General features: G+C 61.2%; 22 protein-coding genes. 10 read left to right on the top strand and 12 right to left on the bottom strand.

Going from position 1 to position 19,085, the window contains the following annotated elements:
• Window positions 1-37 precede the first annotated feature (37 nt).
• The 4 genes from AB7951_RS27145 to AB7951_RS27130 all read right to left on the bottom strand — a co-directional run bounded on the left by AB7951_RS27145 (window position 38) and on the right by AB7951_RS27130 (window position 2,441).
• Window positions 38-703 (bottom strand): hypothetical protein, encoded by a 666-nt coding sequence (locus AB7951_RS27145; RefSeq protein ID WP_158596737.1) that lies wholly within the window; start codon window positions 701-703, stop codon window positions 38-40.
• Between the two features lie 312 nt (window positions 704-1,015).
• Window positions 1,016-1,462, bottom strand: coding sequence for a hypothetical protein (locus AB7951_RS27140; RefSeq protein ID WP_120287768.1), 447 nt, complete (start codon window positions 1,460-1,462; stop codon window positions 1,016-1,018).
• A gap of 163 nt (window positions 1,463-1,625) precedes the next feature.
• Entirely contained in the window at window positions 1,626-1,916 is a 291-nt protein-coding gene (locus tag AB7951_RS27135; RefSeq protein ID WP_120287769.1) for a hypothetical protein, read from the bottom strand.
• 237 nt (window positions 1,917-2,153) lie between these two features.
• Window positions 2,154-2,441: a hypothetical protein gene (locus AB7951_RS27130; protein ID WP_374725621.1), complete on the bottom strand. Its 288-nt coding sequence runs from the start codon at window positions 2,439-2,441 to the stop codon at window positions 2,154-2,156.
• Window positions 2,442-2,646: 205 nt separating this feature from the next.
• Here AB7951_RS27130 and AB7951_RS27125 point away from each other — a divergent pair, with 205 nt between their 5' ends.
• The 3 genes from AB7951_RS27125 to AB7951_RS27115 all read left to right on the top strand — a co-directional run bounded on the left by AB7951_RS27125 (window position 2,647) and on the right by AB7951_RS27115 (window position 4,538).
• Window positions 2,647-3,048 carry a metallopeptidase family protein gene (locus AB7951_RS27125; RefSeq protein WP_089266478.1) on the top strand — a complete coding sequence of 134 codons (402 nt, stop codon included), beginning with the start codon at window positions 2,647-2,649 and terminating at the stop codon, window positions 3,046-3,048.
• A gap of 71 nt (window positions 3,049-3,119) precedes the next feature.
• Entirely contained in the window at window positions 3,120-3,725 is a 606-nt protein-coding gene (gene leuD / locus AB7951_RS27120; RefSeq protein ID WP_089266479.1) for a 3-isopropylmalate dehydratase small subunit, read from the top strand.
• A gap of 21 nt (window positions 3,726-3,746) precedes the next feature.
• Entirely contained in the window at window positions 3,747-4,538 is a 792-nt protein-coding gene (locus AB7951_RS27115) for a hypothetical protein (protein WP_120287770.1), read from the top strand.
• A 239-nt stretch (window positions 4,539-4,777) separates the two neighbouring features.
• Here AB7951_RS27115 and AB7951_RS27110 read toward each other — a convergent pair whose 3' ends face one another.
• Entirely contained in the window at window positions 4,778-5,656 is an 879-nt protein-coding gene (locus AB7951_RS27110; RefSeq protein ID WP_120287771.1) for an HpcH/HpaI aldolase/citrate lyase family protein, read from the bottom strand.
• A gap of 209 nt (window positions 5,657-5,865) precedes the next feature.
• Between AB7951_RS27110 and AB7951_RS27105 the strand changes: the two genes are divergently transcribed.
• Window positions 5,866-6,516, top strand: a complete 651-nt coding sequence (locus AB7951_RS27105) for a carbonic anhydrase (RefSeq protein ID WP_093757921.1) — start codon at window positions 5,866-5,868, stop codon at window positions 6,514-6,516.
• 101 nt (window positions 6,517-6,617) lie between these two features.
• Here the strand turns inward: AB7951_RS27105 and AB7951_RS27100 are convergent, their stop codons facing one another.
• The gene (locus AB7951_RS27100; RefSeq protein WP_120287772.1) at window positions 6,618-7,652 is read right to left on the bottom strand and encodes an aspartate-semialdehyde dehydrogenase; all 1,035 of its coding nucleotides are present in this window, start codon (window positions 7,650-7,652) and stop codon (window positions 6,618-6,620) included.
• 115 nt (window positions 7,653-7,767) lie between these two features.
• Here AB7951_RS27100 and AB7951_RS27095 point away from each other — a divergent pair, with 115 nt between their 5' ends.
• Window positions 7,768-8,571, top strand: a complete 804-nt coding sequence (locus tag AB7951_RS27095) for a hypothetical protein (protein ID WP_120287773.1) — start codon at window positions 7,768-7,770, stop codon at window positions 8,569-8,571.
• A gap of 186 nt (window positions 8,572-8,757) precedes the next feature.
• Window positions 8,758-9,135 (top strand): hypothetical protein, encoded by a 378-nt coding sequence (locus AB7951_RS27090; protein ID WP_089266485.1) that lies wholly within the window; start codon window positions 8,758-8,760, stop codon window positions 9,133-9,135.
• Window positions 9,136-9,210: 75 nt separating this feature from the next.
• Here AB7951_RS27090 and leuB read toward each other — a convergent pair whose 3' ends face one another.
• Window positions 9,211-10,323: a 3-isopropylmalate dehydrogenase gene (leuB, locus tag AB7951_RS27085; RefSeq protein WP_093757923.1), complete on the bottom strand. Its 1,113-nt coding sequence runs from the start codon at window positions 10,321-10,323 to the stop codon at window positions 9,211-9,213.
• A 138-nt stretch (window positions 10,324-10,461) separates the two neighbouring features.
• On the opposite strand from leuB, the gene AB7951_RS27080 reads away from it, so the two are divergent.
• A complete protein-coding gene (locus AB7951_RS27080; protein WP_441256094.1) occupies window positions 10,462-11,646 on the top strand; it encodes a YbfB/YjiJ family MFS transporter in 1,185 nt (394 codons plus the stop codon).
• Between the two features lie 123 nt (window positions 11,647-11,769).
• Here the strand turns inward: AB7951_RS27080 and AB7951_RS27075 are convergent, their stop codons facing one another.
• From AB7951_RS27075 to AB7951_RS27065, 3 genes are all read right to left on the bottom strand, one after another.
• A complete protein-coding gene (locus AB7951_RS27075; RefSeq protein WP_092140651.1) occupies window positions 11,770-12,552 on the bottom strand; it encodes a molybdopterin-dependent oxidoreductase in 783 nt (260 codons plus the stop codon).
• A gap of 10 nt (window positions 12,553-12,562) precedes the next feature.
• Window positions 12,563-13,198, bottom strand: a complete 636-nt coding sequence (locus AB7951_RS27070; RefSeq protein WP_120287775.1) for a cytochrome b/b6 domain-containing protein — start codon at window positions 13,196-13,198, stop codon at window positions 12,563-12,565.
• Window positions 13,199-13,454: 256 nt separating this feature from the next.
• Entirely contained in the window at window positions 13,455-14,042 is a 588-nt protein-coding gene (locus AB7951_RS27065; RefSeq protein ID WP_068737906.1) for a fasciclin domain-containing protein, read from the bottom strand.
• 409 nt (window positions 14,043-14,451) lie between these two features.
• Here AB7951_RS27065 and AB7951_RS27060 point away from each other — a divergent pair, with 409 nt between their 5' ends.
• Window positions 14,452-15,966 (top strand): malonate--CoA ligase, encoded by a 1,515-nt coding sequence (locus AB7951_RS27060; RefSeq protein ID WP_120287776.1) that lies wholly within the window; start codon window positions 14,452-14,454, stop codon window positions 15,964-15,966.
• 132 nt (window positions 15,967-16,098) lie between these two features.
• Here AB7951_RS27060 and AB7951_RS27055 read toward each other — a convergent pair whose 3' ends face one another.
• Both AB7951_RS27055 and AB7951_RS27050 read right to left on the bottom strand, forming a co-directional pair.
• The gene (locus AB7951_RS27055; protein ID WP_439062052.1) at window positions 16,099-16,959 is read right to left on the bottom strand and encodes a cation diffusion facilitator family transporter; all 861 of its coding nucleotides are present in this window, start codon (window positions 16,957-16,959) and stop codon (window positions 16,099-16,101) included.
• 232 nt (window positions 16,960-17,191) lie between these two features.
• Complete coding sequence (locus AB7951_RS27050; RefSeq protein WP_120287778.1) at window positions 17,192-18,040, bottom strand: sulfite exporter TauE/SafE family protein; 849 nt, start codon at window positions 18,038-18,040, stop codon at window positions 17,192-17,194.
• Between the two features lie 246 nt (window positions 18,041-18,286).
• Here AB7951_RS27050 and sdhC point away from each other — a divergent pair, with 246 nt between their 5' ends.
• Together sdhC and sdhD are read left to right on the top strand one after the other, a co-directional pair.
• The gene (gene sdhC / locus AB7951_RS27045; RefSeq protein ID WP_068737900.1) at window positions 18,287-18,685 is read left to right on the top strand and encodes a succinate dehydrogenase, cytochrome b556 subunit; all 399 of its coding nucleotides are present in this window, start codon (window positions 18,287-18,289) and stop codon (window positions 18,683-18,685) included.
• Entirely contained in the window at window positions 18,682-19,083 is a 402-nt protein-coding gene (gene sdhD / locus AB7951_RS27040; RefSeq protein ID WP_068737898.1) for a succinate dehydrogenase, hydrophobic membrane anchor protein, read from the top strand. The genes sdhC and sdhD overlap by 4 nt, the downstream gene beginning before the upstream one ends.
• Window positions 19,084-19,085: the final 2 nt, after the last annotated feature.

Genomic DNA, 19,085 nt, shown 5'->3' with positions numbered 1-19,085 from the left:
AGTGTGTGGAGAGTCGCTTCAGTCAACCCGACCCATCTCACCAATAAATGTTGAAGCGATGGTGATGCCGCCGGTAGTGCCAGTGGCGGTGATGCCAGGGGCGATAGCGGCAGATCTTGCGTGGGCCGTAATAGGTCCAGACGATCCGGCAGAAGCGTCGCGGCTGGTAGTAGCGCGGGCCGTAATAATAGCTCGGCGCATAGGCGTAATAGCGCGGGCGGAAATGGCGGCGATAGCCGTAATGGCGCGCGCCGTAGTAACGCGCCGGCGCATAATAGGGGCGACGGGCGATCAATGGCGCCGCGTAGCGATAGCCGCCGCCATGGAATGCAGGGCCGCGCCGGAAGCCGCCGCCGACAAAGGCCGGGCCCGGGCGGAAGCCGCCACCGCCACGGAACGCAGGCGCTGCGGCTCGGAAGCCTCCGCCGCCACCGCCACCACGAAACGCCGGCATGCCGCCGCCACGAAATCCGCCGCCGCCTCCGCCATGAAAGGCGTGACCGCCGCCGCCGCCGCCACCGCCGCGGAAACCTCCTCCGCCACCGCCGCCGCGTCCACCGCGATGCTGGACCTGGAGCAGCGCGTCGCTCGCCTGCTTGGCTGCGGGTGCCGCGCCGGGATTGATCAGCGAGACCGCCCGTGCCGATGGCGTCAGTGACATCATCATCGCTGCGGCGGCAGCCACGCCGAGCGAGCGCGTCATGAATTGTCTGATCGCAAAACCTCGATCGGCATTCAGGACAGGTTGTCGATCTTGAACATGTCTCATTGGAAACATCCTCCCTCGATCAGCGCATGGGATACTCGATCGCGCAAACCTGATGACGCACATCTTCGCTTGCGCCAACGGTGCGTTTGCGCATGGTCGTGTCATGTGAATTGTCGCGCCTTGACCGAAAATTAAGGATGTCGATCTGAACGCGTCATGAATGACGCAGGCGGAAGCCGCGCGGCGCGCACAAAAAGACAGGCGCCGCAAAGGGCGCCTGTCGACGTCGTTTAATAATGTCGGAAATTACCAGCGGCCGAAGCTGAAGCCGACGCTGAGAGGGCCTCCGCCGAAGCCGACGCCCGGGCCGTAACCATAGGCGCCGTAGGGACGATAGTCGCCGTAATAGCCGTAGGGCCGGTAGCCGTATCCGCCGTAGTAAGCGGGCCGATAAGCGTAGGGGCGTCCGTAATAGGCCGGGCCGTAATATGAGCGGTACGGGCGATAGCCGTATCCGTAGCCATAACGCGGGCCGTAATAGCTGCGATACCCGTAGTGCCGGTGGCCGAAGTGATGATGGCGGTGGTGAAAGTGACGATGGCGCCGCTGCGCGCTGAAGTCCGTGGCCTTTGCCTTGTTGTCTGCCGCAGCATTTTGAGGCGTCTGTGCGTCAGCCATTGCGGGGGCGCTGGTCAATGCGCCACCAAGTGAAAGTGTTGCAGCCAGCATGGCTGCGCCTACCCAGTTCTTCATGATTTTTCCTTGCCTCGATCGCTTTCCATCGATCGTCTTTCGTCGCCTTCACCCCATAACGCATATAGCTGCAATGATTTCCCGCGACAGACCGACGCGGTCAACATCTCGTCAAAAAAAACAGGCGCGCTTGCGCACGCCTGTTTGGACTTTAGAGAGAGTCTCAGTAGCGCCAGCCGTGACGACGCACGTGATGCGGCCGGTGCCAGCCGTGATGGCGGCGGATGTGATGCGGACGATGCCAACCGTGGTGACGCCGCATGCCGTGATGCCCGCGATAGCCGCGATTGTGGTGATGACGATACTGCACCTCAGTCGTCAGCTTCTCACCGCCTTGCACGGACGATGCGATGCCCGGGCTGTTCAGCGAGACTGCATTTGCCTGCTGCGTCGGCGCTGCGACGAACAGCAATCCTGCGATGGCGGCGAGGCCGAAAAATTTCTTCACGTTCACGTGTTCTCTCCTGAGTCTGCTGCGTTCATGTCGAGATGCAGCTTCACGAATGGATCATCGCCCATGTGCATGACGCTAGGGCGCAGGAGGTGAACGCGATGTGAATATGCTCGGTGCGATATGTCGCAGGGTTTTGTGACGCATCGCTGGAACGAAAGTCAGCGCATGCGACCGCCATCTCCGCAGTTGCAAAGTTTCGGCCCGACGTCATTAAAAATTAAAGTATGAAGTGTCGGCTCAGCCGCGGCGCCAGTAGCAGTTCATCCGCGGTACGATCACGGTGCCGCTCGGGCGATATTCCTGCACCAGATTGGCGGTGCAATCGCGGACGGCATTCGGGCCGGGATTGTAGCTGGGATAGACACCGCGTTCGTCCGGGGTGCGATAGATACGAACGCGCGGGCGCGCACGGCGGGGCTGAACGCTGTCGTCGGATTGGGCGACCTGTGTGGCCGTCTGCGCCTGTGCGGTGTTCGCCATCGGCAAGCCGCCGAGCGCAACCGCCAATCCCAGTGCCGCCATCATGATCCGCATTGTCACGCCCCAAACTGCCATAAGCATGATCCCGAAAAGTGGATGCCGGTTTTCACCGACAAACGGGTTCGTTTGTCGAGAGATCATGCTTCAAAAGAATGCCGCAAAGTCTCCGATTGACGCCCGCCCGTCAACCGCCGGGACGGCCCTGTGCCGGCGCATTGCCATGTCATGGGAATTGGCTAGACAGGGAAACATGTGGCACCAGGCAAAAGCTCCCGATCTCGCGGAAATGGAAGACATGGCCCATGCCATGCTCGCCCTCCTGCCGGAGGATTTCCGCAAGCTCTGCGCGGGCGTGATCATCCGGGTCGACGATTTCCCGACGGATGAGGTGCTGGAGGAGATGCAGGCCGAGACCGAATTCGATCTGCTCGGCCTGTTCCAGGGTGTCGGCCTGCCGTTCCAGAGCCAGGACAATACCGGGCAGTTGCCCAACATGATCTGGCTATATCGCCGGCCGATCCTGGATTACTGGGCCGAACATGACGAAACCCTCGGCCATATCGTCCGCCACGTGCTGATCCACGAGATCGGCCACCATTTCGGGCTCTCGGACGCCGATATGGAGGCCATCGAGGCTGGCGTCGCCGATTAGTCCTGCATAAATCACCCTTGGACGGGCCGCCCGATCGGGCTAGAACGGCCGCTCAATCCGAGGATACGTTCATGGACAAGTTCACCACGCTGGAAGGCGTCGCGGCACCGCTGAAGATCATCAATGTCGATACCGACATGATCATCCCGAAGCAGTATCTGAAGACCATCAAACGTACCGGTCTCGGCAAGGGCCTGTTCTCGGAAGCGCGCTACCTCGATGACGGCAGCGAGAACCCGGATTTCGTGCTCAACAAGCCGGCCTATCGCAACGCCAAGATCATGGTGGCCGGCGATAATTTCGGCTGCGGCTCGTCGCGCGAACACGCGCCCTGGGCGCTGCTGGATTTCGGCATCCGCTGCGTGATTTCGACCTCGTTCGGCGACATCTTCTACAACAATTGCTTCAAGAACGGCGTGCTGCCGATCCGCGTCTCGCAGAAGGATCTCGACGCGTTGTTCGACGATGCCGAGCGCGGCGCCAATGCGACGATCACCATCGACCTGCCGAACCAGGAAATCCGTGGCCCTGATGGCGGCACGGTGAAATTCGAGATCGATCCGTTCCGCAAGCACTGCCTGCTCAACGGTCTCGACGATATCGGCCTGACGATGGAGAAGAAGGCCTCCATCGACAGCTACGAAGAGAAGCTCAAGACCGCACGCGCCTGGGCCTGATCTCACTTCGGAAGGTGACGCGTGATTCCTGACGTCGTCACCTTTTGGGAGGGCCCGCTCGATGCGCTGCGCAGGCTGTGCCTGAGATCGCAGGTCGAGGCCGGCCACCGCGTCACGCTCTACAGTTTTGCACCGATCACCGATCTGCCGGATGGTGTGAGCAATGCCGATGCGGAAGCCGTGTTGCCGCGGGCTTTCGCCGAACGGCTGCGCCCGTCAGCTCCCAATGGCGCGTGGGTTGGCTGGACCCCACTGCAGTTCAGCGATTTCTTTCGCATCCGGCTGATGGCCGAAGGTCTTGGCCTCTGGCTCGACGCGGATGTGCTGTTGCTGAAGCCCATCGAGATCGATTCCGCAAAACCCTATTTCGCCTGGGAGAAGCGACGTCAGCTCGGCAATTCGGTGCTGTATCTGCCGCCTGACGATCCGATCGTCGCGGCGTTCGAGGCGCTGATCAGGCAGGACGAGTTGACGCCAGACTGGATGTCATTGCGCCATCGCCTCGCTTTCGCATGGCGCAAATGGCGCGACAGGTCGAAGCGCGCGAGCGACGTCCGCGTCGCGATCTTCGGCCCGGCATCGCTGACGGCGCTGGCGAAGCGCCATGGCGCGCAGCATCACGCGCTGCCGCGGAAGTCGTATTATGCGGTTCATGCCGAGCCGAAGCTGTTCTTCGAGCCGTCGAATTTCAAAGTGCTACTCGATGATCCCGGGATTCTAGGCTTCCACATCTCGCCCAAGGGGCGCGGCAAAGACGCGCCGATGCCGGGGAGTTTTTATGCATGGGCGACGGAGTGGGTTGGCGCTCGTTAGTATCAGCCTTTGAATCTACAAATTTCGCGCAACGGCCCGCGGTATCCCTCCCCCTTGCGGGGAGGGTCGGCCGAACCTGACGATGCGAAGCATCGTTCAGGTGGAGGCCGGGGTGGGGGTGCCACACGTGAGAGCATCGCCTGTGGCACCCCCACCCGTCGCGCTGCTCGCTGCGCTCGCAACGCGCCATCCTCCCCGCAAGGGGGAGGGTGAAGAAAGCGCGTCGTTGCTGACTGGTACTAGTTCCCCATCGCTGCAATCGCGTCCGAAATCGCGATCGTGCGCTTCGCCATGTCCGCATGCAGGCGCTCGACCATCTTGCCGTCGAGCTGGATCGCGCCGCGCTTGGCATTCTCGGGCTGCTCGAAGGCGGCGATGATGCGGCGGGCTTGGGCGACTTCGTCGTCCGGTGGCGTGAACACCTTGTTGCAGGCTTCGATCTGGCTTGGATGGATCAGCGTCTTGCCGTCGAAGCCGATGTCGCGGCCCTGTTCGGCTTCGGCAATGAAGCCCTCTGTGTCACTAAAATTGCTGTAGGGGCCATCGAGGATCTCGAGGCCGTACAGCCGGGTCGCTAGTACGCAATGGGTGATCATCGGCAGCATCGCGGCGCGGCCGGGCATCATGCGGATGCGGGTCTCGCGCGCGATGTCGTTGGGGCCGAACACGAAACCGGCGAGGCGATTTTCCGAGTCCCTGGAGGCGGCCGCGAGTTCCTCTGCATGGAGGATCGCGCGCGAGGTCTCGATCATGGCCCAGACCTTGATCGACATGTCGGCACCGATGTCGCTGAGGCGATCGGCCACTGCCGCGAGGTCCTCGACGCTGGAAATCTTCGGCACCAGGATGCCGTCGGGCTTGGCCTTGCCGGCCATGGTGACGTCGTCGATCCACCACGGCGAATCCAGTGCATTGATGCGGATGATGACCTCGCGCTTGCCGAAGCCGCCGGCATTGAGCGTCTGCGCGATGGCATCGCGCGCGGTTCCCTTGGCGTCCGGCGCCACGGCGTCTTCGAGGTCGAGGATGATGCCGTCAGCGGCCACGGTACGGGCCTTCTCCAGCGCACGCGGATTCGAGCCGGGCATGAACAAATGGCTGCGGCGCGGACGGATCATGGCGTCATTTCCCTGTAATTATGGCCTGTTCGTTATTCAGGCATTCGCGATAACATTTCAGCACGCCGCCCGGAAGGCTTGTTCGCGCTGGCGTCCTATGGTTATCCGTGGGGACCGTGTGTTTGAGCATGATCTCTCGACAAACGCCCCCGTTTGTCGGCGAAAACCGGTATCCACTTTTCGGGATCATGCTCCGAACGAGGCAGACTATGACATCATTTCCGAAGCAACTGATCGCCGGCTACCAGACCTTTACGTCGGAGCGATTGCCGACCGAGCAGTCGCGCTTCCGCGAATTATCGGAAAAGGGCCAATCGCCGGAAGTCATGGTGATCGGCTGCTGCGACTCGCGCGTGTCGCCGGAGGTCATCTTCGATGCTTCGCCCGGCGAACTGTTCGTGGTGCGCAACATCGCCAACCTGGTGCCGGTCTATCAGCCCGATGGCGGCGCCCATGGCGTTTCGGCAGCGCTGGAATATGCGGTGCAGGTGTTGAAGGTGAAGCACATCGTCATCCTCGGTCACGCGCAATGCGGCGGCATCCGCGCTTTCGTCGACAATGCGGCGCCGCTGTCGCCGGGTGACTTCATCGGCCGTTGGATGTCGATGTTCATCAAGCCCGACGAGAAGGTCGAGATCCGCGAGCACGAGGCGTTCCAGGATTTCGTCACCCGTATCGAAAAGGCCGCCGTTTTCCGCAGCCTTGAAAACCTGATGACGTTCCCCTTCGTGAGCAGCAAGGTCGCGAAGGGCGAACTCGAATTGCACGGCGCTTATTTCGGCGTTGCTGTGGGCTCGCTCTCAGTGCTGGATCAGGTCGCGAAAGAATTCCGGCCGGTCAGCCAGGCAAAGGCCTCCTGACACTCTGACCTCACCATGAGGCGGCTTCCACGTGCTGTGAAAAGAAAAAGCCCGGACGCTTGTGCGACCGGGCTTCGTTGTTTCTGCGAGGCTGCGTGAAGTTACGCGGCCTTCTTCTTCGCCGTGATCAGCTTGCGGTTGATCAGGCATTCCGCGATCTGCACGGCGTTGAGCGCCGCGCCCTTGCGCAGGTTATCCGACACGCACCAAAGAACCAGACCGTTATCGACCGTCGCGTCCGTGCGGATACGGCTGATATAGGTGGCGTCTTCGCCTGCGGCTTCATAGGGCGTCACGTAGCCACCGGGCTCGCGTTTGTCGATCACAAGGCAGCCCGGCGCATTGCGCAGGATATCGCGTGCTTCATCTTCCGAGATCGGATTCTCGAATTCGATGTTGACCGCTTCCGAGTGGCCGACGAACACCGGCACGCGCACGCAGGTCGCGGACATTTTGATTTTGGGATCAAGAATCTTCTTGGTCTCCATCATCATCTTCCACTCTTCCTTGGTGTAGCCGTCCTCCATGAACACGTCGATCTGCGGGATGACGTTGAAGGCGATACGCTTCGGGAATTTGTTATTGACCAGCTCAGAGTTGGTGTAGACGGCCTTGGTCTGCGAGAACAACTCGTCCATCGCATCCTTGCCTGCACCCGACACCGACTGATAGGTCGAGACGACGACGCGCTTGATCGTCGCCTTGTCATGCAGCGGCTTCAGCGCCACCACGAGCTGCGCAGTCGAGCAGTTCGGGTTTGCGATGATGTTCTTCTTGGTGAAGCCATCAACGGCAGCAGCGTTTACTTCCGGCACGATCAAAGGCACGTCCGGGTCCATGCGCCAGGTCGACGAGTTGTCGATCACGACCGCGCCGGCTGCGCCGATCTTCGGCGACCATTCCTTGGACACGGCTCCGCCGGCCGACATCAGGCAGATGTCGACATCGCTGAAGTCATAGGTCGCAAGGTCTTTGCATTTCAGGGTTCTGTCGCCGAAGGAAACCTCAACGCCCATGCTGCGGCGCGACGCGAGCGCCACGACCTCGTCAGCGGGGAATTTACGTTCATCCAGAATGCTGAGCATTTCACGCCCGACATTGCCGGTCGCTCCGACCAGCGCGACTTTGTAACCCATCGTTCACTCTCCGAAGAAAAATGCTTCACCCCCACATACCGTGGAAAGGGAAGAGCCGCGCTTCTATGCGAGAAACGTCGCAAAGACAACGTCCTAAGCGTGTTTGCGTGGTTTGATGCGTTCAATTTTGGTTTCGCACCACCCAAAGTCGGCAGGTGTCCATCCGGCCCTGCAGAGCTTTGCCGACGAGTGCGGTGCCATCGCCCTGCGTCTGCTCGCCTATATGGGGGCGCTGGCACTGGTTGTCATGGCCGCGGTTACGGTTTTCGACGGACTGGAATTCGACCTCAGCAGCGAACCAGCCGCCAAGGCTGGCTGGAGTGTCGCCAGCCGCTCCTATCCCGCTTTTGCCGTCAGCCAGTTTGATTCATTAGGTAAAACAGCCTCTTACGAGATTTTTAGACACCCCGAAGGCGGCCGCAAGGATGTCCTGCGCTGGGCGTCGCTCGGGGAGCCCCCGGTGGCCGAGCTGGAATTGTATCGCCCTGGCGCCGAGGCTGAGCGGGCAAGCCCGCCGGCAGCGGACATCGCGGGCCGCATGGACCCCGGCGGCGTCCGCGACGTGGTGGGCGAGGGCATTATCGACAGCAAATTCGGGCCGGTCGCCCTGATGGGCTTTTCCGACCGGCTGAAGGACAGCAAGCGCTGCCTCGGCTTCATGAAGACGCTGGAGGTGGCCAATCTCAGGATTTCCGGCTGGTCGTGCCAGGGCGACGGCCTGCCGGCGCGGCGGGCGGCCATTGCCTGCACGCTAAACCGGCTGGTGCTGCTCACCGCCGGCAATGAACCCCGGCTGCAGGAGGCCTTTGCCCAGGCAGATTTGAAGCGGGCCGGCTGCATCAGCGGTGCGGCACTGTCGGCCATTTCAGCCGATTGGGTCACCGGCGCCCAGAATCCGCTGCTGCGGGGCAGTCTGTGACCTCTTCGTGATGGGCAGGACCAAGGCCTTGGATTACATGCAACATTCGGCCACGCCGCGCATTATATCGGCGACTGTGGCCGGATAGACCTTGTGGCCGGATACCTCGGCCAGCTAAATTGACCGCAAATCGGATTTGCCGACTCGGCTTTTGAATGCCGATCTTCTGACTGCAATGAGGACCTGATGACCTTGAAATTCCCCGCCGCGAAAACTCTCGCCATGTTGTTCGCGACGGTTGCCGTCATCGCGACCGCCGTTGCCGTCTCGCCGGCTGATGCCGCCACCAAGAAGAAGGTTCGTGTTTCTGACCGTGACGCTGTTTATGGCGCGCGCGGCCCGAACGTGTCCTATCAGCAGGGCCGCACCCGCGTTTACGTGACGCGTCGCTCTTGGCTCGATGCTGGCGTCGAAGTGCTCCCGGGTGACCGCAAGTTCACTGATTATGCCTATCCGCCCGGTTACTCCTTCGCCCGCGACAACAACAACCGTCCGCTGGACCGCCAGCCGCTCAACTCGCAGTGGGATCTCGGCGGTTATCCCGAGCGCTTCCCGCTCTACTGAGCGCGGCGACATCCAAATACGAAAATGCCCGGCTCAGCCGGGCATTTTTTGTTTGTGGGAGAGGTTCGAGCGCGCTTAAGCGTGCAGCGTCTGCAATTCCTTCAGCAGTGCTTCGCCCATCCCGGATGTGCTCACCACTGTTGCGCCTTCCGACTTGATGTCCGCCGTGCGCAGACCCTTTGCCAGAACCGCGGCGATGGCCTGGTCGACCTTGTCGGCCAACTCGCCCATCTCCAGCGAATAACGCAGCGCCATGCCGAACGAGGCGATCATCGCCAGCGGATTGGCCATGCCCTTGCCGGCAATGTCCGGCGCCGAACCATGCACCGGCTCATACATTGCCTTGCGCTTTTTGGTCTTGGCATCGACTTCGCCGAGCGAGGCCGAGGGCAGCATGCCGAGCGAACCGGTCAGCATCGCCGCGATATCCGAGAGCATGTCACCGAACAGGTTGTCGGTGACGATGACGTCGAACTGCTTTGGCCACTTCACGAGATTCATGCCGCCGGAATCGGCGAGCTGATGCTCGAGCGTGACGTCCTTGTATTCGCGGCCGTGAACCTGCGTGACGACCTCGTTCCAGAGCACGCCCGACTTCATGACGTTACGCTTCTCCATCGACGTCACTTTGTTCTGGCGCTTGCGGGCGAGATCAAAAGCGACGCGGGCGATGCGCTCGATTTCATAGGTGTCGTAAACCTGCGTATCGACGGCACGCTTCTGGCCGTTGCCGAGATCGGTGATGGTCTTCGGTTCGCCGAAATAGACGCCACCAGTGAGCTCGCGCACGATCATGATGTCGAGGCCCTCGACCACCTCGCGCTTCAGGCTCGATGATTCAGCCAGCGCGGGATAGCACACGGCCGGGCGCAGATTGGCGAACAGGCCGAGATCCTTGCGCAGGCGCAGCAGGCCGGCCTCGGGTCGATGCTCATAAGGCACGTTGTCCCACTTCGGACCGCCGACGGCGCCGAAGATGATGGCGTCGGCTGCATCCGCCTTGGCCATTGTGGCATCGGTGATAGGGAGCTTGTCGGCATCATAGGCGGCGCCGCCAACCAGGCCGTTCTCGATCGTGAATTTGGCGATGCCCTGGGCATCGATCCAGTCGATCAGGCGCTTCACCTCGGCCATCACTTCAGGGCCGATGCCGTCGCCGGGGAGAAGCAGCAATTTGTGCGTTGCCATATTCAAGTGCCCTTGCAATCCGTTACTGATTGCCGCGAGTGCTAAGACGTCATTGCGGGAATGGCAAGACAGTGTTGCCGAAGGGATGATTGCGGGTGCCGTGAAACCTGCGACATTGCTGACGCAGCGGAGATCCCCGTGACGTCATCATCTGTGCCTTCCCCGGCGCGCCCTAACCCGGCGTGGCTGATACTCGTCCTGTCGCTCGCGCCGGCCATCGGGCTCGGCATCGGCCGCTTTGCCTATTCGCTGGTGTTGCCCGATATGCGCGACAGCCTGCAATGGTCTTATTCGGCGGCCGGCTTCATGAATACCGTCAACGCCGCGGGCTATCTCGCCGGCGCACTGGTTGCGGCCGGGCTCGGCAGGCGCTTCGGTCTGATCGCGGTGATTCAGGGCGGTACGCTTGCTTGCATCCTGTCGCTCATCGTTTGCGGCGTCACCGTGGATTTTACGCTGCTCAGCATCGCGCGGCTGGTCACCGGTTTTGGCGCGGCGGTTTCGTTCGTGGCCGGCGGCGCGCTCGCCGCCACCATCGGCCTCGCTTATCCCGAACGGTCGTCCTATCTGCTCAGTCTGTTTTATGCCGGGCCAGGTATGGGTATCCTCCTGTCCGGTCTGATCGCGCCGTTCGTGCTGCAGGGCTTTGGTCCGGGCTCCTGGTGGATCGTGTGGTTGGTCCTCGGTCTCGTATCGGTCGTGATCGGCCTGCCGCTGTTGCGCCCGCGCGTCGATGCGGCTGATGACACGTCAACGGACGACAAGGCGCCGCTCGCGATCCGCCCGATGTGGATTTACCTCATTGCCTATTTCATGTTTGGCGCCGGCTATATTGCCTACATGACCTTCATGATTGCCTATGTGCGCGATGGCGGTGGCAGCGCTTTGGCACAAAGCGCGTTCTGGTGCCTGATCGGCGTCAGCTCGTTCGCGTCGCCCTGGCTGTGGCGTAATGTGCTGGCGCGTGGCCAGAGCGGCCGCGCCATGGCAATCATTCTTGGCACCAATGCGGTAGGTGCAGCGATGCCCCTGCTCGGGCATTCGCCTGTGGTGCTCGGCATCTCCGCCGCGGTGTTCGGCGTTGCATTCTTCGCGGTGGTTGCGGCGACCACGGCCTTCGTGCGCTTCAACTATCCTCGCGCGGCATGGTCGAAGGCCATTGCAGCGGTGACGATCGTATTCGGCATCGGCCAGACCCTGGGCCCGATCGCGGTGGGTGCTATCACGGATGCAACGGGTAGCCTCACCTCGGCGCTGGTGGTCTCGGCGGCAACGCTCGCGATTGGCGCCGGGATGTCGATGTTCCAAAAGCCGATCAGCTGAAGGTCCAATCCAAACTCCGGCCTCATCCTGAGGAGCGCATCTTCGCGCGTCTCGAAGGATGAGTTTCGGGCACCTCATGGTTCGAGACGGCGCAAACGCGCCTCCTCACCATGAGGATGCGTATCAGCTCCCGCTGAAATCGTTATAGCCCTGGTCTTCCCAATAGCCGCCTTTGTAGTCGTTGGTGACTTCCATCGCGACGACGTATTTCGGATTTTTGAATCCGAGTTTGGTCGGTACACGGATCTTCATCGGGAAACCATAGGCCCGCGGCAGAAGCTGGTTGTCGAATTTGAAGGTCATCTGCGTCTGCGCATGCATGGCCGTGGGCATATCGAGTGAGCTCGTATAGTCCTCGGCGCAGCGGAAATGGACCCACTTTGCATTGGTGTCCGCGCCGACCAGTTTCAGGAAGTCACGCAGCGGCGTACCCTGCCAGGAGCCGATGGCGCTCCAGCCCTCCACGCAGATATGGCGGGTGATCTGTGACACCTCGGGCAGTTTATGCAGTTCGTCCAGCGTCCAGGACTTCTTGTCCTGCACCAGACCGGAGACTTCGAGCTTCCACTCCTTGCCGTCCACATTCGGTGCGTCGTCCTCGGCGTAGAAGGCGTTGAACGGGAACGGACGCTTGATGTCTTTCTCGGAATAAGTCGGCGCCAGCGTGTTCGGATTGAAGATTCGGGCCTGAACCATGTCGTTGAACTTGGACATATGCGTCAGCAGGTTTTCAGCCGAGAGACTGTCACTCACGTCGCAGCCGGTGAGCAAAGTCAATGCGCCGAAGCTTGCACCCGACGCGATGAAACGGCGGCGCGACAGATCGGGCATCAGTTTGGTGGCATCCTTGACGAGGAGGTCCTTGTCGACGCCGGGAATGATGAGGGAGCGAATTTTTCTGATCATAGTCGTGTCCTCAGCGTCCGATGATCATCGCGCGCAGGCTCTTGGGCACGATCAAGGCCAAAGCCACGTGGATCACGAGGAAGCCGACAATAGCGGCCATCATGAAGAAATGCACATAGCGGGCGGTGTCGTAGCCGCCGAACAGCGCCGTAAGATATTGCAGCTGGACGGGCTTCCAGATCGCGAGGCCCGACAGGACGATCAGAATGCCGACCACGATAATCCCGGTATAGAGCAGCCTCTGCACCTGATTGTAGGTCGAGAGATCAGCGTGCGAGAGCTTGCCAGTCAGCGCAGCCTTGGTGTCGTCGAGCACACCTTTCGCCGAGATCGGCAGCAGCTTCTTGCGGAAGCGTCCGGTGACCATGCCAAGAGTGAGATAGACGAGGCCGTTGATCACCAGCAGCCACATGGCGGCGAGGTGCCACATGATGCCGCCGCCGAGCCAACCACCCAGCGTAATGGATGATGAGAATGTGAAATTGAACAGCGGCGAGGCGTTGTAGATCTGCCAGCCCGACATGATCATCAGCACGATCGCGACAGCGTTGATCCAGTGCACGACGCGCACCCAGGCGGGCTGGATGACTTTGGTGTTCGTAACCTTGGTTGCGGCGCGGTCGCTGGCGGCTGTGATGCTCGACATAGGCATATCCTGGGCTGAGCAGTGGTTCGATTGGTGCTCGGTGACGCGAGTTATTACCAGCTATACGGCATAACCGGTCGTTCGTTACGGCGGCTCCTGTAACAACCCCGGTCCGGCCGGCTCATATCGATCACAAAAAAGCGAGCCGGGCTGCCCCGGCTCGCTCCTTTTGCGCCCCTCGGTATCCTTCGGGGACGCGCGCGCATCCAGTGGGGACTAGTCAGGATGCGCGAACTTGTTGCGCAGAAGCCGGAGATCAGGCTTTCGGCATCAGGACAGTATCGATGACGTGAATCACGCCGTTCGACTGGTTGACGTCGGCGATGGTTACAGTCGAGGAACCGCCCTTGGCATCGACGATCATCACCTTGCCGCCCGAAGCCTTCACGGTCAGCTCTTCGCCTTCCACGGTCTTCAGCTTCTGGCCGTCCTTGAGGTCGGCGGCGTTCAGTTTGCCGGGCACCACGTGGTAGGTCAGGATCTTGGTGAGGGTCGCCTTGCTCTCAGGCTTCACCAGCGTATCGACGGTACCGGCCGGCAGTTTGCCGAAGGCGGCGTTCGTCGGTGCGAACACCGTGAACGGGCCCTTACTGGAGAGGGTATCGACCAGGCCGGCGGCCTTCACGGCGGCGACCAGCGTGGTGTGATCCTTCGAGTTGACGGCGTTCTCGACGATGTTCTTCGACGGATACATCGGCGCGCCGCCGACCATCACGGTCTTTTCGCCCGACATTTCGCTCTTCATCATCTTCTTGTCTTCGGCCTGTGCGGGGGCAAGCACGGCGCCAGTGATGGCGAGAGTGCTGAATGCGACGGCCGACAGAAGTGCAATGCGCTTGGACATGGATCGTCTCCCGAGTGATGTAAGTGACCAGCGATCTTGCTGGTGCGATGAATGGCATCAACCGCGGCAATCCCCTGGAGGCCAGATTGCGCCGTCGATGCCCGAGTTACGCGAGGTCTCGGGACCAGTTTCAGGCTATATTTTTTGTCACCGCTGAAACTTTTGCGGGTGCATTTCGTTCGCGCGAGGCATTAACGCGTTCGATGCATCGCGTTTGATACAATCATGAGCGGAAGTCGCGACGAGATGATGCGACCCGACGGGCTGATCCACCAGATATGGCGGTCCAGCCGCCTGCAGGATGCGTTGCCTAGATATGGCCATTCTTGCTAAGGAACGGGACAAATGACGCGATCGTCAGGCTAGCTGCACCGGTCGCTCCCGCACTCCTGCACCGCGTGACCTTGCCATGAACGCCAACCTGTTTTCTCGCCTGTTCGACAAACTCGACGATGCCTCGCGTCTCGCCATCGAGACGCCCGAGGGCAAGCGCATCAGCTATGGCGATCTGATCGCGCTGGCGGGCCAGATGACCAACGTGCTGGTGGCTCGCGGCGTCAAGCCGGGTGACCGTGTCGCGGCGCAGACCGAGAAGTCGGTACCCGGTCTGGTGCTGTATCTGGCGACCGTGCGCGCCGGCGCGGTCTACCTGCCGCTCAACACCGCCTATACGCTCAACGAACTCGATTACTTCATTACCGACGCAGAGCCGTCGCTGGTGGTGTGCGATCCCTCCAAGGCCGAGGGCTTTTCCGCTATTGCGGCCAAGGTCGGCGCCAAGGTCGAAACACTGGGGGCAGATGGCAAGGGTTCGCTGACCGATGCCGCAGCGAAAGAGAAGCCGGACTTCAGCACGGTCGAGCGCAAGAACGAAGATCTCGCCGCGATCCTCTATACGTCGGGCACCACCGGCCGCTCCAAGGGCGCGATGCTGAGCCACGACAATCTGGCGTCGAACTCGCTGAGCCTTGTTGAATATTGGCGTTTCACCAAGGACGATGTGCTGATCCACGCCCTGCCGATCTATCACACGCATGGTCTGTTCGTGGCGAGCAATGTGACGCTGTTTGCGCGCGCGTCGATGATCTTCCTGCCCAAGCTCGATCCGGAACTCATCATCAAGCTGATGGCCCGCGCCACCGTGCTGATGGGCGTGCCGACCTTCTACACGCGTATCCTGCAGTCGCCGAACCTGACGAAGGAGTCCTGCAGCCACATGCGGCTGTTCATCTCGGGCTCCGCACCGCTGCTGGCCGATACGCATCGCGAATGGTTTGCACGCACCGGCCACGCCGTGCTTGAGCGTTACGGTATGACCGAAACCAATATGAACACGTCGAACCCCTATGACGGCGAGCGCGTGCCCGGCGCTGTCGGCTTCCCGCTGCCCGGCGTCTCCGTACGCGTCACCGATCCGGAGACGGCCAAAGAACTCGCGCGCGACACCATCGGCATGATCGAGGTGAAAGGGCCGAATGTGTTCCAGGGCTATTGGCGGATGCCGGAGAAGACCAAGGCGGAGTTCCGCGACGACGGGTTCTTCATCACCGGCGACCTCGGCAAGATCGACGCCAAGGGCTATGTGCACATTCTCGGCCGTGGCAAGGATCTGGTGATCTCCGGCGGTTTCAACGTCTATCCGAAAGAAATCGAGAGCGAGATTGACGCCATGCCCGGCGTGATCGAAAGCGCTGTGATCGGTGTGCCGCATGCAGACTTCGGCGAGGGCGTCACCGCCGTGGTCGTGAGCGACAAGAAGACCGCGATCGACGAGGCCTCCGTGCTCAAGGCGCTGGATGGCCAGATCGCCAAGTTCAAGATGCCGAAGCGCGTGATCTTCGTCGACGATCTGCCGCGCAACACCATGGGCAAGGTGCAGAAGAACGTACTGCGCGATAGCTACAAGGATATCTACGCGAAGTAAGCCCCCCACGGTCCCTCATGGTGAGGAGGCGCGCAGCGCCGTCTCGAACCATGAGATGCTGTGTGTGGCCATCCCTCGAGACGCGCGTAACAGCGCGCCCCTCAGGATGAGGACGGGGCGTGCGGCCGTACCCTAGATCACATGCTCCGGCGCGAGTGCGCAGGCCGAATTCGGATCCATCTCGATCTGGATCGTCGCGTGCTCAATGCCGAAGTCACGCTTCAGGCGCGCGGCGACTTCCATCAGATAGGCGTCGCCGGGCGCGCCTGACGGGATCACCATGTGACAGGTCAGCGCCACTTCGGTTGTGCTCATGGGCCAGATATGCAGGTCGTGCACCTGTGCGACGCCGGGGCATTGTTCGAGGTAGTCGCGCACGGCAGCGGGGTCGATGCCGCGCGGAACGGCGGCGAGCGACATCGCAGTAGAGTCGCGCAAGAGGCTCCAGGTGCCCCAGACGATCAGCACACAGATGACGAGGCTGGTCAGGGCGTCGATCCACAGCCAGCCGGTAAACATGATGGCGATCGCGGCAATGACCACGCCAACCGAGACGGCAGCGTCGGCGACCATATGCAGATAGGCGCCACGAATGTTGAGGTCGCTGTTGCGGCCCGAGGCAAACAGCCACGCAGTCACGCCGTTGATGACGATGCCGATGGTGGCGACGATCATCACGGTGACCTCGGCTACCGGTTCGGGATTGAACAGTCTTAGCACGGCTTCCCAGGCGATGGCACCGACGGCAACCAGCAGGAACACCGCGTTGAAGAGCGCCGCCAGAATTGAAGAACCGCGCAAGCCATAGGTGAAGCGCGGCGTCGGCGCGCGCTTTGACAGCACAGCTGCGGTCCATGCCGCGATCAGCCCGAGCACATCCGAGAGATTGTGCCCGGCATCGGCCACGAGCGCCATCGAGCCGCTGGCATAGCCGTAAATCGCCTCGATGACGACGAAGACGGTATTGAGGCTGATGCCGATGGCAAAAGCCATGCCGAAATTAGCGGGCGCATGCACATGTCCGCCGGGACCGTGGGAATGACCGGCGTGATCGCCTTGCGCGTGGTCGTGGCCGGCATGGTCGTGTGTGTGACCGTGGTCGTCATGATCGTGATGTGAGTGCGCCATCGGTGTTCCGTCGTGTGGTCTGACGGCATCCATAGCAAGTTGTGATCCGGATACTATTACGGTTGTTGCTGCGCGTCGGCCGCCCCGATTTACGGGGTCATATTAGAGCGATGACAAACCGGCTGCCGACGATGAATAGATAAATTCCAAACGCCATTTCCAGCGCGCGCTTCGACATCGCATGCGCCGCCTTCACGCCGAGCGGCGCCACCAGCAGGCTGGTCGGCATCACCAGCAGCGCGCCGATCAGCGAGACATAACCGATGGCGAACGGCAGCTGCAGCGCTGCGACATCGGGAAAGCGCGCGGCGGCCGGCCAGCCGGCATAGATGTAGCCGATGGCGCCGGGGATCGAGATCAGCACGGCGAGTGCTGAGGATGTCGCCACCGCCTGATGGATAGGCCGGCCATAAAAGGTCATCAGCAGGTTCGAGAACAATCCGCCGCCAATGCCCATCAGCGTGGAGAGAAGACCGACGAAGAAGCCGTAAATCTTCATCAGTGGGCCGTCGGGCAAGTCGTCGCCGAGCTTCCAGCCGTCGCGCGCGAGCAGCAGCCGTGCCGCCGCGGACCAGGCAATGGCAACGAAAACGATCTTGAACAGCCGCTCCGGCGCATAGCGGGCGGTGACGCTGCCGATGACGACGCCGATCAGGATCGGCCACCACCACTTCCGCAGGATCTCCATATCTACGGCGCCGCGGGCCATATGGGCACGGAAGGACCGGATCGAGGTCGGGATGATAATGGCCAGCGAGGTGCCGATACAGAGCGGCATCCGTACTTCCAGAGGCACTCCGGCGATGCGGAAACACTCGTAAAATACGGGGACCAGGATGGCGCCCCCGCCTATCCCGAAGACACCTGCCAGGAAACCGGCCAGTGCGCCGACGGCAATAAGAAGCGCCGCCAGTTCGACAATCTCGGTTACATTGAGCCCAGCCATTCCCGCCCCGATTGCCATTTGCTATCGCATCATGAAGTTCTCATGAATCGCGCTTCACCAAGGCTGTCAGCAACAAGCCCGGCAACTGTCAATACCCGCAAATGCAAGGCTCATTTGAAGCTCTGAACGATTGTTCGGAGTATGTCATTTCGCGATTGCACTGGTTGTTTTGAGTTCGTAAATAGAATTGCTCTACGCGATCCCCAATCGGGCACCGTCTGCCCATTAACCTGTCAAAGTTGTTAAATGACCGCTCGGATCGAACGACCCCTTTCGCCGCATCTGCAAGTGTACCGCTGGACCCTGACGATGGCGCTGTCCATCGTGCATCGCGCTACCGGCGTCGCCTTGTATTTCGGCACTTTGCTTCTTGTCTGGTGGCTGATCGCCGCTGCGTCCGGCCCAGCCGCCTATGCCCATGTGCAGGCCTTCACCGGCAGCATCATCGGTCGCCTGATCGCATTCGGCTACACGTGGGCGCTGATCCATCATGCCATGAGCGGCATCCGCCATCTGGTCTGGGATCTCGGCTACGGATTCAAGCCTTCCGAGCGTGAATGGCTCACCTGGGCCGCATTGATCGGCGGCATCGGCATCACCATCCTGCTCTGGATCATTGCCTACGCAATCGGAGGCGGACGATGAGCGGTTCCAACTCTCCGAAGTCGGTGCGCACGCCGCTCGGTCGCGTTCGCGGTCTCGGCTCCTCGCATTCGGGCACATCAGACTTCTGGCGTCAGCGCCTGACTGCAGTGGCCATGCTGCTGCTGATGATCCCTGTGATCTTCATCGTGATGTCGGTTTTCAGAAGCAACCAGGCCGGCGTCGCGCAGGTCCTTGGTTCGCCTATTGTCGCCATCGTCATGTTGCTCTTCATCGTTGCCAGCATCTGGCACATGAAGATCGGCATGCAGGTCGTGATCGAAGACTATGTCCATGACGAGAAGATCAAGCTGATCTCGATCATCGGCAACAATTTCTTCTCTGCCGCCGTGGCGCTGGCATCGATCTACGCCATCCTTAAACTTTCATCCGGAGTGTAGCG

It is taken from the genome of Tardiphaga sp. 285_C5_N1_2, from assembly GCF_052076065.1.
Lineage (GTDB): Bacteria > Pseudomonadota > Alphaproteobacteria > Rhizobiales > Xanthobacteraceae > Tardiphaga > Tardiphaga robiniae.
The sequence above is the reverse complement of the archived record's forward strand: the minus strand, read 5'-3'. Positions and strand labels throughout refer to the sequence as shown.

Coding starts and splice junctions, on each gene's coding strand:
- AB7951_RS27075 (WP_092140651.1), bottom strand. CDS start 12,552: ATGATCAGAAAAATTCGCTCCCTCATCATTCCCGGCGTCGACAAGGAC.
- AB7951_RS27090 (WP_089266485.1), top strand. CDS start 8,758: ATGACCTTGAAATTCCCCGCCGCGAAAACTCTCGCCATGTTGTTCGCG.
- AB7951_RS27070 (WP_120287775.1), bottom strand. CDS start 13,198: ATGTCGAGCATCACAGCCGCCAGCGACCGCGCCGCAACCAAGGTTACG.
- leuB (WP_093757923.1), bottom strand. CDS start 10,323: ATGGCAACGCACAAATTGCTGCTTCTCCCCGGCGACGGCATCGGCCCT.
- sdhC (WP_068737900.1), top strand. CDS start 18,287: ATGACCGCTCGGATCGAACGACCCCTTTCGCCGCATCTGCAAGTGTAC.
- AB7951_RS27065 (WP_068737906.1), bottom strand. CDS start 14,042: ATGTCCAAGCGCATTGCACTTCTGTCGGCCGTCGCATTCAGCACTCTC.
- AB7951_RS27095 (WP_120287773.1), top strand. CDS start 7,768: ATGCGTTCAATTTTGGTTTCGCACCACCCAAAGTCGGCAGGTGTCCAT.
- AB7951_RS27145 (WP_158596737.1), bottom strand. CDS start 703: ATGACGCGCTCGCTCGGCGTGGCTGCCGCCGCAGCGATGATGATGTCA.
- AB7951_RS27125 (WP_089266478.1), top strand. CDS start 2,647: ATGTGGCACCAGGCAAAAGCTCCCGATCTCGCGGAAATGGAAGACATG.
- AB7951_RS27105 (WP_093757921.1), top strand. CDS start 5,866: ATGACATCATTTCCGAAGCAACTGATCGCCGGCTACCAGACCTTTACG.
- AB7951_RS27130 (WP_374725621.1), bottom strand. CDS start 2,441: ATGATGGCGGCACTGGGATTGGCGGTTGCGCTCGGCGGCTTGCCGATG.
- leuD (WP_089266479.1), top strand. CDS start 3,120: ATGGACAAGTTCACCACGCTGGAAGGCGTCGCGGCACCGCTGAAGATC.
- AB7951_RS27050 (WP_120287778.1), bottom strand. CDS start 18,040: ATGGCTGGGCTCAATGTAACCGAGATTGTCGAACTGGCGGCGCTTCTT.
- sdhD (WP_068737898.1), top strand. CDS start 18,682: ATGAGCGGTTCCAACTCTCCGAAGTCGGTGCGCACGCCGCTCGGTCGC.
- AB7951_RS27055 (WP_439062052.1), bottom strand. CDS start 16,959: ATGGCTTTTGCCATCGGCATCAGCCTCAATACCGTCTTCGTCGTCATC.
- AB7951_RS27100 (WP_120287772.1), bottom strand. CDS start 7,652: ATGGGTTACAAAGTCGCGCTGGTCGGAGCGACCGGCAATGTCGGGCGT.
- AB7951_RS27110 (WP_120287771.1), bottom strand. CDS start 5,656: ATGATCCGTCCGCGCCGCAGCCATTTGTTCATGCCCGGCTCGAATCCG.
- AB7951_RS27060 (WP_120287776.1), top strand. CDS start 14,452: ATGAACGCCAACCTGTTTTCTCGCCTGTTCGACAAACTCGACGATGCC.
- AB7951_RS27140 (WP_120287768.1), bottom strand. CDS start 1,462: ATGAAGAACTGGGTAGGCGCAGCCATGCTGGCTGCAACACTTTCACTT.